This is a genomic window from Pseudomonas sp. 10(2024) (assembly GCF_045164175.1).
GTDB lineage: Bacteria > Pseudomonadota > Gammaproteobacteria > Pseudomonadales > Pseudomonadaceae > Aquipseudomonas > Aquipseudomonas alloputida.
In genome coordinates this window covers 1,300,569-1,314,347 of sequence record NZ_CP174006.1, presented here as the reverse complement: position 1 = coordinate 1,314,347, position 13,779 = coordinate 1,300,569, and the positions used below count along the sequence as shown (strand labels likewise).

Sequence of the window (13,779 nt, the reverse complement as noted above, 5' to 3'; positions counted from 1 at the left end):
AAGGTCAGCGCGGCTTGCGCTTGTTCGAGTCCTTCCAGATGAAAATGCCCAGACCGGCAAAGAAGGCGACCATCAGCCCGACCGTTACCACACCGGCGATAACCACGTTGTCGAAGAACATGCTGGCCTCCCCATTCGTTTGCCGTTGTCCGATGGGTACACGTTAACCAATGTGGCGGCGGGGAAAATTGATCAGTGTCAATGGTGCCCGAGGCCGGGCACGCGAGGGGTGCGCAGGGTTGACCTGCGTCAAGTTTCAACGCTTCTTAGGTTTGCCCTTGGGCTTCTTTTTCTTGCTGGTACTCAATGGCAGGGCCTGCTCGAAAGCATTGCGCATTTCATTTAGCCGCTTTTCCTTGAGGTCGTGGACGCGCTTGGCACGTTCGGCATCGAAATCGATGAGGTTGTCTTGGCTCATGGGGTGGGCTCGACGATCAACAGAGAATTGCATGATGAAGCCAGGCGCAGGCGCTGACCAGCCCCGTATCAGACTTCGATGTCCACTAGCAGCCCTTGGCGTACATGCTCGCCCATCAATGGCGCTACCGGTACGGTGTTGTCGGCATTGACCTCGTCACCCGGCACGGCCTCGTAGCGTTCCTGCTCGCCCTTGTTCCGGCGTTGCTGCTGGCGGCGCTGTTCATCGCGCAGCAACAATACCTGCTCCTGCGGGTCGCGCTGGCGCTTGAGGTCAATGGCACTTTCGCCGGACGCAGGCTGCGTCGGCACCACCGGCTTGACGTCGGGGGTTGGCTTGACCGGGTCCTGTTGCGAGGTGACCGGGGCGGCACTGAGCGGAATGATCGGCGGCAGCATGGACGTTCTCCTATGCCCCCTGTATCGGCAGGCGCAGCTTTACCTTGATGTCATGGACAACATTTACTCGGCTTCGTCACCCGGCTCGTCGTCGACTGGCGGGCTGGCCTCGCTCCAGGGCCGCTTGTACACCTGCTGCCAAACCGCATCCATATGATCGCGCAATACCTGCGGCGCGGCTTTCAGCGAAGCGCTGTCCTCGCGCTCACCACCGACCGGTTCCTCGCCCGCCGGGGTGATCAGCGACTGGCCGGTAATGGTGTAACTGGCCTGCCCTTCACGCATCTCGATGGCGATGTCATGCGGGTCGATACCGCCGCCGCAGAATGCATGGCTGGCCACCGTTATCTCGGCCACCCCATTCTGGTTCAGGTCGCTGACGTCACTGACGTCATTATAGAAGTCCACGTCCAGGTCCAGCCCCGGGCAGGTCGTTTCCTGCTCGACCTGCCAACGCGCCTTGAAGGCGTCGCTCTCGGCCGTGCGCCCGTACAAGGTGGCCTTGAGCACCACCTTGTCCACTTCCTGTTCGCTTTCGAGGTCGCTGGCCTGGCCATCGCTGCGGCTCAGGACCAGCAGCCCTTCGCCGTCACTGTCACGAAAGTGCACGCTCTTTATCGGCGTCTGCACGCCCAGTACCTCAAGCTGCTCCATCGGAATGGGGGGCAATGTCTCAAAGTTTTTCTGCTCGCAGGCGCTCAGCAGCACCAGGCTGCCCACGGCCATCGAAGCGCTGATCCAGCGGTGCTTGGCAGACATGTTGATCCGGGGCCCTCGTCGGCGGCGCTGTGCAGGGCGATGAAACGACTAGACTGTGCCTTTCGATACCATTCGGTGCTATCGGCACTTTGGTCTGACCGGCCGATCCGTTAACATAATCGGCTTTTTCATCGCGGGAGTTCAGGCAGTATGGCGCAGCAGTATCAACCGGGGCAACGCTGGATCAGCGACAGCGAAGCAGAGCTCGGCCTGGGTACCATCCTGGCGCAGGATGGCCGCCTGTTGACCGTGCTCTACCCGGCCACTGGCGACACCCGCCAGTATTCCCTGCGCAATGCGCCGCTGACCCGCGTGCGCTTCTCGCCAGGTGACCAGATCACCCACTTCGAGGGCTGGAAGCTGACCGTGCGCGAGGTCGAGGACATCGACGGGCTGATGGTCTACCACGGCCTGGACGGGCAGAACCAGCCTCGCACCCTGCCTGAAACCCAGTTGTCGAACTTCATTCAGTTCCGCCTGGCCAGCGACCGCCTGTTCGCCGGGCAGATAGACCCACTGTCGTGGTTCAGCCTGCGCTACAACACCCTGCAGCACACCAGCAAGCAGATGCAGTCGGCACTGTGGGGGTTGGGCGGCTGCCGCGCACAGCCCATCGCCCACCAACTGCACATTGCCCGCGAAGTCGCCGACCGCAGCGCCCCGCGCGTTCTGCTGGCCGACGAAGTGGGCCTGGGCAAAACCATCGAAGCCGGCCTGGTCATTCACCGCCAACTGCTGTCGGGTCGCGCCAGCCGCGTACTGATCCTGGTGCCGGAAAACCTCCAGCACCAGTGGCTGGTGGAAATGCGCCGGCGCTTCAATCTGCAAGTGGCGCTGTTCGACGCCGAGCGCTTCATCGAAAGCGACGCCAGCAACCCGTTCGAGGATGCCCAACTGGCGTTGGTTGCCCTGGAGTGGCTGGTCGATGACGAAAAGGCCCAGGACGCGCTGTTTGCCGCTGGCTGGGACCTGATGGTCGTCGACGAAGCCCACCACCTGGTCTGGCACGAAGACCAGGTCAGCGCCGAATACGGCCTGGTCGAGCAACTGGCCCAAGTGATTCCGGGCGTACTGTTGCTGACCGCCACCCCCGAGCAGCTTGGCCAGGACAGCCACTTCGCCCGCCTGCGCCTGCTCGACCCCAACCGTTTTCATGACCTGGCCGCTTTCCGCGCCGAGAGCGAACACTACCGCCCGGTAGCCGAGGCAGTGCAGGAACTGCTCGACGAAGGCCGCCTGTCGCCCAAGGCCCACGCCACCATACTGGGCTTCCTGGGTGCCGAAGGCGAAGCCCTGCTGGCGGCAGTCAGCGACGGCGATACCCAGGCCAGCGCACGGCTGATTCGCGAGCTGCTGGATCGCCACGGCACCGGCCGCGTGCTGTTCCGTAACACCCGTGCGGCGATCCAGGGCTTCCCCGAGCGCCAGTTGCACCCCTACCCGCTGCCCACGCCCGAGCAATACCGCGACCTGCCAGCCGGCGAGCACGCCGAGCTGTACCCGGAAGTTGCCTTCCAGGCCCAGGGTGAAGTGGCCGATGACGAGCGCTGGTGGCGTTTCGACCCACGCGTCGACTGGCTGATCGACACCCTGAAGATGCTCAAGCGCACCAAAGTGCTGGTGATCTGCGCTCACGCCGAAACCGCAATGGACCTGGAGGACGCCCTGCGCGTGCGCTCCGGCATCCCGGCCTCGGTGTTCCATGAAGGCATGAGCATCCTCGAGCGCGACCGTGCCGCTGCCTACTTTGCCGATGAAGAGTTTGGCGCCCAGGTGCTGATCTGCTCGGAAATCGGCAGCGAAGGCCGCAACTTCCAGTTCGCTCATCACCTGGTGATGTTCGACCTGCCGGCGCACCCCGACCTGCTCGAACAGCGCATCGGCCGCCTTGACCGGATCGGCCAGAAGCACACTATCCAGCTGCACATCCCGTACCTGCAGGAAAGCCCGCAAGAGCGCCTGTTCCAGTGGTACCACGAAGGCCTCAACGCCTTCCTCAACACCTGCCCCACCGGCAATGCCCTGCAGCACCAGTTCGGCCCACGCCTGCTGCCGCTGCTCGAAGGCGGCGAAAACAAGGCCTGGGATACCCTGGTGGCCGACGCCCGCAGCGAACGCGAGCGCCTGGAAGCCGAACTGCACACTGGCCGTGACCGCCTGCTGGAACTCAATTCCGGCGGCGCCGGCGAAGGTCAGGCGCTGGTCGAGGCCATTCTGGAACAGGACGACCAGTTCGCTCTGCCGATCTACATGGAAACCCTGTTCGACGCCTTCGGCATCGACAGCGAAGACCATTCCGAGAACGCACTGATCCTCAAGCCGAGCGAGAAGATGCTCGATGCCAGCTTCCCGCTGGGCGACGATGAAGGCGTGACCATCACCTACGACCGTGGCCAGGCGCTGTCACGCGAGGACATGCAGTTCCTCACCTGGGAGCACCCGATGGTACAGGGCGGCATGGATCTGGTGCTGTCAGGCTCGATGGGCAACACCGCCGTGGCGTTGATCAAGAACAAAGCGCTCAAACCAGGCACTGTCCTGCTTGAACTGCTGTTCGTCAGCGAGGTGGTGGCACCCCGTAGCCTGCAACTGGGCCGCTACCTGCCGCCGGCGGCACTGCGCTGCCTGCTCGATGCCAATGGCAACGACCTGGCGTCACGCGTGGCCTTCGAAACCCTCAACGACCAGCTCGAGAGTGTACCGCGCGCCAGCGCCAACAAGTTCGTCCAGGCCCAGCGCGATGTGCTGGCCAAGCGTATCAGTGGCGGCGAGGAGAAGATCCTGCCGGCCCACAACGAGCGCGTGGCCGAAGCCCAGCGCCGCCTGACAGCCGAGGCCGACGAAGAGCTGGCGCGCCTGGTGGCATTGCAAGCGGTCAACCCAAGTGTGCGTGACAGCGAAATCGACGCCCTGCGCAAGCGGCGCGAAGATGGCTTGGCAATGCTGGAAAAGGCCGCCCTGCGCCTGGAAGCCATTCGCGTGCTGGTGGCTGGCTAACGCAGGCCCCGCGCCCCTTGTGGGAGCGGGCACGCCCGCGAACACCGGCGAAGCCGGTGGCATCCACCGCAGTGGATGCTTCGCGGGCTCGCCCGCTCCCACAGGAAGGCATTAGGGCCCCAAATTTATTCCTCACTGCGATTGGAGTTATAACCAAATCGTAGAAATCATTGTGCCATTAGTCAGGAAGGCTTAAGTACTCCTTCCTATACTGCCTCTGGACAGTCTGCACAGGGTTGTAGCGCAGACGAGTGAAGACTCGATCAAGAGGCATTCCATGGAATGGCTGGGGCTGCAACTGTTCGCCGATCTTCCCGCAACCGGGCGCATCGTCATCGACTGCCGTCATGAACCGCTCTTGGTTCTGCTCGCCTATTTCGTTGCTTGCGCGGCCTGTTTCGCCACGCTCGACATGGCCGAGCGTCAGTCCCACAGCGACGACCCCACCGCCCACCGGCAATGGAACATGCTTGGAGCCTGCTGCCTGGCAGGCGGCATATGGGCCATGCACTTCATCAGCATGCTGGCCTTTCGGGCCCCGGTGGACGTGCACTACGACGTATCCCTGACCATTCTTTCACTGCTCATCGCACTGGGCGTGGCCTGGTTGGCCATGCACAGCCTCGAACGCAGCAACATGCGCGCGCACCATTTCGTGCCGAGCGCAGGGCTGATCGGCCTGGGCATCATCCTCATGCATTTTGTCGGCATGGCCGCGATGGAAACGGGTGCCCGCCAGTACTACCAAACCGGCTTGCTACTTGCCTCTGCCGCCATTGCCCTGCTCACCGCCCTGACCGCGCTGTACCTGGCCCGCTACTTGCGCAATGGCAGCGGCACCCTGTACCAGGCCATGAAGTACGGCGCCAGCCTGCTGATGGCCGGCGGCATCGTCGCCACTCATTTCACCGCGATGTCGGCCATGACCTTGGTCATCCCTGCCGATACCGCACTGCGCCTGCCCTCGGGCGACAACAGCCTGCAACTGGGACTGGGCATCGGCTTCATCACCCTGCTGATCAGTGGCGCCAGCATCAGCGCCGCACTGGCCGACAAGAAGCTGCAAAGCAAGGAGCACGACCTGCGCCGGGTCAGCGTACTACTCAGCCAACTGGACCAGGCCCGCGCTTCGCTGCAGCAGGCGGCGCATTATGATGCCCTGACCAACCTGCTCAACCGCCGTGGATTCAACCAGGTATTCGCCGAGCGCCTGGTCGAACATCAGGCCAGCGAAAACCGCCTGGCCGTCATGTTCCTCGACATCGACCATTTCAAGCGTATCAACGACAGCCTTGGCCACGATGCCGGTGACGAGCTGCTCAAGGTGATCGCCAACCACATCAAGGCCGCTACCCGCAACCACGACCTGGTTGCGCGCTTTGGTGGCGACGAGTTCTGTGTAGTCACCAGCCTGAACAGCCGCGACGAAGCCCGCCACCTGGCCCAGCGCATCATGCAACGGATGAAAGACCCCATCGACCTGGGCGGGCGGCGCATGGTCATGACCACCAGCATTGGTATAAGTATCTTCCCGGACGATGGCAGCACAGCCGAAGAGCTGCTCAAGCATGCCGACCTGGCCCTCTACCAATCCAAGGACAACGGGCGCAACAGCCTGAATTTCTTCAATGACAGCCTGAAGGCTCGCGCGTCGATCGCCTTGCAACTGGAAGAAGAGCTGCGCCTGGCGCTGCTCGAAGAGCGCGGGCTGTGTGTGCACTACCAGCCGATCTTCGACCTGCGCAGCGGGCAAATGGCCAAACTGGAAGCGCTGGTACGCTGGCAGCATCCTCAACACGGCCTGCTCGGGCCCGACCGTTTTGTCGGCATTGCCGAAGCCAACGGCCTGATCATCGACCTTGACCTGTGGGTGCTGCGCCATGCCTGTGCCGACCTGGCCCACTTGCAGCGCCACGGCTACGGCGAGGTCAAGGTCACGGTCAATTGCTCGGCAGTCACCCTCAGCCACGACGAACTGCCTAACGAAGTAGAAAAGGCGCTGTTCCACGCCGGCCTTGCGCCACGCCACCTGGAGCTGGAGGTGACCGAGAACGCCCTGGTGGGGGATATCCAGCGCACGGTCAGCCTGCTCAAACGCGTCAGGGCTTTGGGGGTGGCACTTTCGATCGATGATTTTGGTACCGGCTACTCGTCACTGGCCTACCTCAAGCGCCTGCCGCTGGATGTGCTGAAGATCGACCGCACCTTCCTGCAGGATGTACCGGGCAGCCAGAAAGACCGGGAAATTGTCCAGGCGATCATCGCCATGGCGCATACCCTGCACCTGCGGGTAGTCAGCGAGGGCGTGGAAACCGCCGAACAGCAGGCGTTCCTCGAAAGCCATGGTTGCGACTACCTGCAGGGCTACCTGTTGGGGCGCCCCGTACCGCTGGCCGAGTTGCGCCCACTGCTGGAGCGGTTGCAGCGCCAAAACAGCCGGATCACACCTTCTTGCGGTACAGCTCTACCAGGGTCGCCGGATCTTTTTGCAGGTAACCCTGGCTACCGTGCAAGCGCATCAGTTGCGCGGCAAGGCCACTGAGCGGCGTCGCAGAGCCTTGCTCGCGGGAAAACTTGACCGCGCCATCGAGGTCCTTGAGCAGCGTGCGTACGTGCCACTTGATTGGCTCGAAGCGGCTCTCGGCCATTTGCGGCGCAAGAATCTGCAATGGCTTGGAATCGGCAAAGCCCCCCGCCAGCGCTTCAGCGATCAGCGTCGCGTCCACGCCCGACTGTTCGGCCAGTGCCACCACTTCTGCAATTACCAGGGCATTGCAGGCTACGATCATCTGGTTGCAAGCCTTGGTCACCTGGCCCGCGCCTACCGCGCCCATATGCGTCACGCGCTGACCAAGCACCTGCAGCACCGGGCGTGCACGCTGCAGATCGGCCGCTTCACCGCCAACCATGATCGCCAGCGTGCCCGCTTCGGCACCGGGCGTACCGCCAGATACCGGTGCATCCAGCCAGGCCATGCCGCACAGTGCGGCCAGTTCGGCAGCCATTTCACGGGTGGCGGTGGGTTCCAGGCTGGAGAAATCGATCAGCAACTGGCCGCTGCGCCCGCCCTGGGCAACGCCTTGCTCGCCGAACACCACTTCACGCACCACCGCCGTGTCGGCGAGGCACAGTAGCACCATGTCGCTGTCACGGCACAATTCGGCCGGGCTGCTGGCCAGGCGCGCACCAGCAGCGACCAGCGCGGCGCACTTGTCCGGGCTGCGGTTCCATACCGTCAGCGGATAACCCGCTGCCAGCAGGCGGCGGCACATGGGCAGGCCCATCAGGCCGATGCCGGCGAATCCAAGCGAAGGTAGTGCAGTGCTCATCGATAAACTCCTGACTGATTCGAACATTTCCCAGGCTGGCGACGGTCCCGGTGGCGCCTGGCAGAACGATGGCCACATTACGCATCCCGTAAACTGTTACCGCCACGCCGAATTGTTACTTCCCTCTACCCGTCTTGATTGCTTTCAAGCACCAAAACGGCGCTGATGCGTATTTTTGCGCACTAAAAAAGATCACGCCTCTTCCTGGCCCTTCACCTGAATCACGATGAACGGTGAAACCACCACCGCCCAGATCTCTGGGTCGCGGCTTTGCAGGTCCAATGCCTGCTCGGCCGACACCGGCCCAACAGTGCCATCACTACGCCACTTGGCGAAGATCTCGCTGCGATTCTCGGCCATCGCCTCGGCAACGGCGATCAGGTCAAGGCTGGGGTCGACCCAAATCAGGTCACCCTTGGCCCAAAAACGCTCCAGCGCTTTCCACTCGATGATTGCCGTCTCGCCAAGCAATTTGGCATAGAGGGTGCTTGTTTGATCAGTCATGGGTGGTATCCGCAAAAAATCGGTCAATAAAAAGGCCGGCATTTTTGCAGAAAAACCCGGTTTCAAATATGTAATTTGGTCGATTGGCCCCGAAGTTGTGGGACGGGGTCGCAGATGCAGGCAGTTTGATGGCGCCTTTCTGTATCTTTCTGTCGATCAAGCGACAACGCAGGAAAGACGCACTTTTCGACCGCTTTTCAAGCGCTCGAACAGCGCTCTACACTGTACCGGTACAGTTCCGGGACATGTTCCGGGGGAAGGTGGGCTAGCGCGTTGGCATGGCCACGCCGCAAATCCCGCCCGGTCTGTAGCCCTGGCCGCCAGGACTATAAGAATTACAACAGAATGAGTGGAGCACTATGATCAAGATTTCCAAGCTGTTCGCCGCAATGGTACTGGCCGGGGTAGCCAGCCATTCGTTTGCCGCCGATACCATCAAGATCGGCATCGCCGGTCCCAAGACGGGTCCCGTGACCCAGTACGGCGACATGCAGTTCATCGGCGCCAAGCAAGCCATCAAGGATATCAACGCCGCGGGCGGCGTGGATGGCAAGATGCTCGAAGCCAAGGAATACGACGACGCCTGCGACCCTAAACAGGCCGTGGCAGTCGCCAACAAAGTGGTCAACGACGGCGTCAAGTTCGTGGTCGGCCACCTGTGCTCCAGCTCCACCCAGCCAGCGTCCGACATCTACGAGGACGAAGGCGTGATCATGATCACCCCGGCCGCCACCTCGCCGGAAATCACCGCCCGTGGCTACAAGCTGATCTTCCGCACCATCGGCCTGGACAGCGCCCAGGGCCCGGCTGCCGGCAACTACATCGCCGACCACGTCAAGCCGAAGGTCGTTGCCGTCCTGCACGACAAGCAGCAGTACGGTGAAGGCATCGCCACCGCCGTCAAGCAAACCCTGGAAAGCAAAGGCACCAAGGTTGCCGTGTTCGAAGGCCTGAACGCGGGTGACAAGGACTTCTCCTCGATCATCCAGAAGCTCAAGCAGAACAACGTCGACTTCGTCTACTACGGCGGCTACCACCCAGAGCTGGGCCTGATCCTGCGCCAGGCTCAAGAGAAGGGCCTGAAAGCCAAGTTCATGGGTCCGGAAGGCGTGGGTAACGACTCCATTTCGCAGATCGCCCAGAACGCCTCCGAAGGCCTGCTGGTCACCCTGCCGAAGTCGTTCGACGCAGACCCGGCGAACAAGAAGATCGTCGACGCCATCAAGGCTGACGGCAAGGACCCAAGTGGCCCGTTCGTATTCCCTGCCTACTCGGCTGTCGAGCTGATCGCTCAAGGCATCAAGAAAGCCGGTTCCGATGATACCGACAAGGTGGCCAAGGCCATCCACGAAGGCACCTTCAAGACCCCGACCGGCGACCTGTCGTTCGACGACAAAGGCGACCTGAAAGACTTCAAGTTCGTGGTCTACGAATGGCACTTCGGCAAGCCGAAGACCGAAGTCTCCCCTCAGTAACTGCGTGACTAATAGCTGACCTACGAGCCCACTGTGCGAGCAGTGGGCTTCGTTTTATGAGGTTCATGGGCCCGATCCCCGCGATCCGGGGGCCGGCTCACCTGAAAATCTTAAAACCGTCACCCGCGGTTTCCTGGCCGTACCCCTGCCAGTGAAATGCAAATCAGGTTTTTAGGAGCGCTGTAATGCCTGAGATCTACCATTTCTTCCAACAACTGGTTAATGGATTGACCATCGGCAGCACCTATGCCTTGATCGCCATCGGCTACACGATGGTGTACGGCATCATTGGCATGATCAACTTCGCCCACGGCGAGGTGTACATGATCGGTTCCTACGTGGCCTTCATCGCCCTGGCGGGCCTGGCCATGATGGGTATCCATTCGCTGCCGATCCTGATGACCGTCGCCTTCGTCGCGACGATCTTCGTCACCAGTGCCTATGGCTACAGTATCGAACGGGTTGCCTACCGCCCCCTGCGCAACAGCAACCGTCTGATCCCGCTGATTTCTGCCATCGGCATGTCGATCTTCCTGCAGAACACGGTCTTGCTTTCGCAGGACTCCAAGGACAAGTCCATCCCCAACCTGATCCCCGGGAGTTTCTCCTTCGGGCCAGGCGGTGCTGAAGAAGTACTGATCAGCTACATGCAAATCCTGGTGTTCGTCGTCACCCTGGTGGCCATGACCCTGCTCACCCTGTTCATCTCTCGTTCCCGCCTGGGCCGCGCCTGCCGCGCCTGTGCCGAGGACATCAAGATGGCCAACCTGCTGGGCATCAACACCAACAACATCATCGCCCTCACCTTCGTCATCGGTGCCGCCCTGGCTGCCGTGGCGGCCGTGCTGCTGAGCATGCAGTACGGGGTGATCAACCCCAACGCCGGTTTCCTGGTGGGCCTGAAGGCTTTCACCGCGGCGGTACTGGGTGGCATCGGCAGCATCCCGGGCGCCATGCTCGGTGGGCTGGTGCTGGGCGTGGCCGAAGCGTTCGGTGCCGATATCTTCGGCGACCAGTACAAGGACGTGGTGGCATTCGGCTTGTTGGTTCTTGTCCTGCTATTCCGGCCGACCGGCATCCTGGGCCGCCCGGAGGTTGAAAAAGTATGAACAGAAATCTCAAACAGGCGTTCTTCAGCGCCTTGCTGGTCTGGGCCGTGGCCTTCCCGGTACTGGGCCTGAAACTGAGCATCGACGGCATCAGCCTGGTCGTGCACAGTCAGGGCTCGTTCACCATCAGCATCATCGCCGTCTGTTCGGTGCTGATGTTCCTGCGCGTGCTGTTCGACAAGCAGTGGAGTTCGGTGATGGGCCGCCGATCGGATCGCAAGCTGATCCCCCCGGCAGTCAGCAACTACCTCACCCTGCCCAAGACCCAGCGCTATGTCATCATCGGGTTGATCGTGATGGCACTGGTATGGCCGTTCTTCGGCTCTCGCGGTGCGGTCGACATCGCCACGCTGATCCTGATCTACGTGTTGCTGGGCCTGGGCCTGAACATCGTGGTCGGCCTGGCGGGCCTGCTCGACCTCGGCTATGTGGGCTTCTATGCCGTCGGTGCCTACAGCTACGCCATGCTCTCGCATTACCTGGGCTGGAGCTTCTGGGTGTGCCTGCCGATTGCCGGCCTGATGGCTGCCACGTTCGGCTTCCTGCTCGGCTTCCCGGTGCTGCGCCTGCGTGGTGACTACCTGGCGATCGTGACCCTCGGTTTCGGTGAGATCATCCGCCTGTTCCTGCGCAACCTCACCGATTGGACCGGCGGCCCCAACGGCATCAGCAACATCCCCAAGCCGGAGTTCTTCGGCCTGACCTTCGAACGCCGTGCGGCCGAGGGCATGCAGACCTTCCACGAGTTCTTCGGGCTGCAATACAACTCGATCAACAAGGTCATCTTCCTGTACCTGGTGGCCCTGCTGCTGGCCCTGCTGGCGTTGTTCGTGATCAACCGCCTGCTGCGCATGCCGATCGGCCGTGCCTGGGAAGCCCTGCGTGAAGACGAGATCGCCTGCCGTGCTCTGGGCCTGAACCCGACCGTGATCAAGCTCTCGGCATTCACCCTGGGTGCCTGCTTCGCCGGTTTCGCCGGCAGCTTCTTCGCCGCGCGCCAAGGTCTGGTGACGCCGGAGTCGTTCACCTTCATCGAGTCGGCAATCATCCTCGCCATCGTCGTGCTGGGTGGCATGGGCTCACAACTGGGCGTGATTCTCGCGGCCATCGTGATGATCCTGCTGCCTGAGCTGATGCGTGAGTTCAGCGAATACCGGATGCTGATGTTCGGTGCGCTGATGGTGTTGATGATGATCTGGCGTCCGCAAGGCCTGCTGCCTATGCAACGTCCACAGATGGAGCTGCCCCGATGAGCCGCGAAATTCTGCAAGTCAGCGGCCTGAGCATGCGCTTTGGCGGCTTGTTGGCGGTCAACGGCGTGGGCCTGACCGTCAAGGAGAAACAGGTAGTGGCGCTGATCGGCCCGAACGGCGCCGGCAAGACCACCGTGTTCAACTGCCTGACCGGCTTCTACAAACCCAGCGACGGCACCATCCTGCTCGATGGCCAGCCGATCCAGGGCCTGGCCGGCCACCAGATCGCCCGCAAGGGCGTGGTGCGGACCTTCCAGAACGTGCGCCTGTTCAAGGAAATGACCGCACTGGAAAACCTGCTGATTGCCCAGCACCGCCACCTCAACACCAACTTCTTCGCCGGCCTGTTCAAGACCCCGAGTTTCCGCCGCAGCGAGAAGGAAGCCTTGGAGCGTGCGCAGTACTGGCTGGAGAAGGTCAACCTGACCGAGTTCGCCAACCGTACCGCCGGCACCCTCGCCTACGGGCAGCAACGCCGCCTGGAAATCGCCCGCTGCATGATGACCCAGCCACGCATCATCATGCTCGATGAACCGGCGGCCGGCCTGAACCCGAAGGAAACCGAAGACCTCAAGGCTCTGATCGCCTACCTGCGTGAGTCGCACAACGTCACCGTGCTGCTGATCGAGCACGACATGAAGCTGGTGATGAGCATTTCCGACCATATCGTGGTCATCAACCAGGGCACCCCCCTGGCCGACGGCACGCCGGAAGAGATCCGCGACAACCCTGACGTGATCAAAGCCTACCTGGGGGAAGCGTAAATGCTGAAGTTTGAAAACGTTTCCACTTTCTACGGCAAGATCCAGGCGCTGCACAGCGTCAACGTGGAGATCAACCAGGGCGAGATCGTCACCCTGATCGGCGCCAACGGTGCCGGCAAGTCGACCTTGCTGATGACCCTGTGCGGTTCGCCGCAGGCGCACAGCGGCAGCATCAAGTACCTGGGTGAAGAGCTGGTCGGCCAGCCGTCCTCGCACATCATGCGCAAGAGCATCGCGGTAGTGCCGGAAGGCCGTCGCGTGTTCGCTCGCCTGACCGTCGAGGAAAACCTGGCCATGGGCGGTTTCTTCACCGACAAGGGCGACTATCAGGAACAACTGGACAAGGTCCTGCAACTGTTCCCGCGCCTGAAAGAGCGTTACATCCAGCGCGGCGGCACCATGTCCGGTGGCGAGCAACAGATGCTGGCCATCGGCCGGGCGCTGATGAGCAAGCCCAAGCTGCTGCTGCTCGACGAGCCTTCGCTGGGCCTGGCGCCGATCATCATCCAGCAGATCTTCGACATCATCGAACAGCTGCGCCGCGATGGCGTGACGGTGTTCCTCGTGGAGCAGAACGCCAACCAGGCGTTGAAGATCGCTGACCGGGCGTACGTGCTGGAGAACGGTCGGGTGGTGATGCAGGGCACCGGTGAGGCACTGCTGACCGACCCGAAGGTACGCGATGCCTACCTCGGGGGTTGAATGAAAAAGGGCCTTCGGGCCCTTTTTTCTGCCCGCAGGACGTGTATCGTGGCCAGCTCTTTGGCAAAGAT

13 protein-coding genes are annotated in these 13,779 nt (G+C 62.0%); 7 read left to right on the top strand and 6 right to left on the bottom strand.

What is annotated here, in order from left to right; genetic code table 11:
- Nucleotides 1-4: 4 nt before the first annotated feature.
- The 4 genes from ccoM to ACI7M0_RS05920 form a co-directional block, all read right to left on the bottom strand.
- Complete coding sequence (gene ccoM / locus ACI7M0_RS05935) at nucleotides 5-121, bottom strand: cytochrome c oxidase subunit CcoM (protein ID WP_003254862.1); 117 nt, start codon at nucleotides 119-121, stop codon at nucleotides 5-7.
- Between the two features lie 135 nt (nucleotides 122-256).
- On the bottom strand, nucleotides 257-418 hold the full coding sequence (locus ACI7M0_RS05930) for a hypothetical protein (protein WP_003254864.1): 162 nt from the start codon (nucleotides 416-418) through the stop codon (nucleotides 257-259).
- 68 nt (nucleotides 419-486) lie between these two features.
- The gene (locus ACI7M0_RS05925; protein WP_010952305.1) at nucleotides 487-816 is read right to left on the bottom strand and encodes a hypothetical protein; all 330 of its coding nucleotides are present in this window, start codon (nucleotides 814-816) and stop codon (nucleotides 487-489) included.
- A 63-nt stretch (nucleotides 817-879) separates the two neighbouring features.
- Nucleotides 880-1,575: a M949_RS01915 family surface polysaccharide biosynthesis protein gene (locus ACI7M0_RS05920; protein WP_129932459.1), complete on the bottom strand. Its 696-nt coding sequence runs from the start codon at nucleotides 1,573-1,575 to the stop codon at nucleotides 880-882.
- A 150-nt stretch (nucleotides 1,576-1,725) separates the two neighbouring features.
- Between ACI7M0_RS05920 and rapA the strand changes: the two genes are divergently transcribed.
- Nucleotides 1,726-4,572 (top strand): RNA polymerase-associated protein RapA, encoded by a 2,847-nt coding sequence (gene rapA, locus ACI7M0_RS05915; RefSeq protein WP_104886595.1) that lies wholly within the window; start codon nucleotides 1,726-1,728, stop codon nucleotides 4,570-4,572.
- A gap of 277 nt (nucleotides 4,573-4,849) precedes the next feature.
- On the top strand, nucleotides 4,850-7,114 hold the full coding sequence (locus tag ACI7M0_RS05910) for a bifunctional diguanylate cyclase/phosphodiesterase (RefSeq protein WP_129932460.1): 2,265 nt from the start codon (nucleotides 4,850-4,852) through the stop codon (nucleotides 7,112-7,114).
- On the opposite strand, the gene ACI7M0_RS05905 is transcribed toward ACI7M0_RS05910, so the two are convergent.
- Nucleotides 7,014-7,901: an NAD(P)-dependent oxidoreductase gene (locus ACI7M0_RS05905; RefSeq protein WP_064492946.1), complete on the bottom strand. Its 888-nt coding sequence runs from the start codon at nucleotides 7,899-7,901 to the stop codon at nucleotides 7,014-7,016. The two genes, ACI7M0_RS05910 and ACI7M0_RS05905, sit on opposite strands and share 101 nt — an antisense overlap.
- Before the next feature lie 192 nt (nucleotides 7,902-8,093).
- A complete protein-coding gene (locus ACI7M0_RS05900) occupies nucleotides 8,094-8,405 on the bottom strand; it encodes a DUF2288 domain-containing protein (protein WP_012051427.1) in 312 nt (103 codons plus the stop codon).
- Nucleotides 8,406-8,764: 359 nt separating this feature from the next.
- On the opposite strand from ACI7M0_RS05900, the gene ACI7M0_RS05895 reads away from it, so the two are divergent.
- From ACI7M0_RS05895 to ACI7M0_RS05875, 5 genes are all read left to right on the top strand, one after another.
- Nucleotides 8,765-9,880: a branched-chain amino acid ABC transporter substrate-binding protein gene (locus ACI7M0_RS05895; RefSeq protein ID WP_014755540.1), complete on the top strand. Its 1,116-nt coding sequence runs from the start codon at nucleotides 8,765-8,767 to the stop codon at nucleotides 9,878-9,880.
- 185 nt (nucleotides 9,881-10,065) lie between these two features.
- Complete coding sequence (gene livH / locus ACI7M0_RS05890) at nucleotides 10,066-10,989, top strand: high-affinity branched-chain amino acid ABC transporter permease LivH (RefSeq protein WP_008097482.1); 924 nt, start codon at nucleotides 10,066-10,068, stop codon at nucleotides 10,987-10,989.
- Nucleotides 10,986-12,242, top strand: coding sequence for a high-affinity branched-chain amino acid ABC transporter permease LivM (locus ACI7M0_RS05885; RefSeq protein ID WP_104960934.1), 1,257 nt, complete (start codon nucleotides 10,986-10,988; stop codon nucleotides 12,240-12,242). The genes livH and ACI7M0_RS05885 overlap by 4 nt, the downstream gene beginning before the upstream one ends.
- Nucleotides 12,239-13,006, top strand: a complete 768-nt coding sequence (gene livG, locus ACI7M0_RS05880; protein WP_020192376.1) for a high-affinity branched-chain amino acid ABC transporter ATP-binding protein LivG — start codon at nucleotides 12,239-12,241, stop codon at nucleotides 13,004-13,006. The genes ACI7M0_RS05885 and livG overlap by 4 nt, the downstream gene beginning before the upstream one ends.
- Complete coding sequence (locus ACI7M0_RS05875; RefSeq protein ID WP_003254879.1) at nucleotides 13,007-13,708, top strand: ABC transporter ATP-binding protein; 702 nt, start codon at nucleotides 13,007-13,009, stop codon at nucleotides 13,706-13,708.
- Nucleotides 13,709-13,779: the final 71 nt, after the last annotated feature.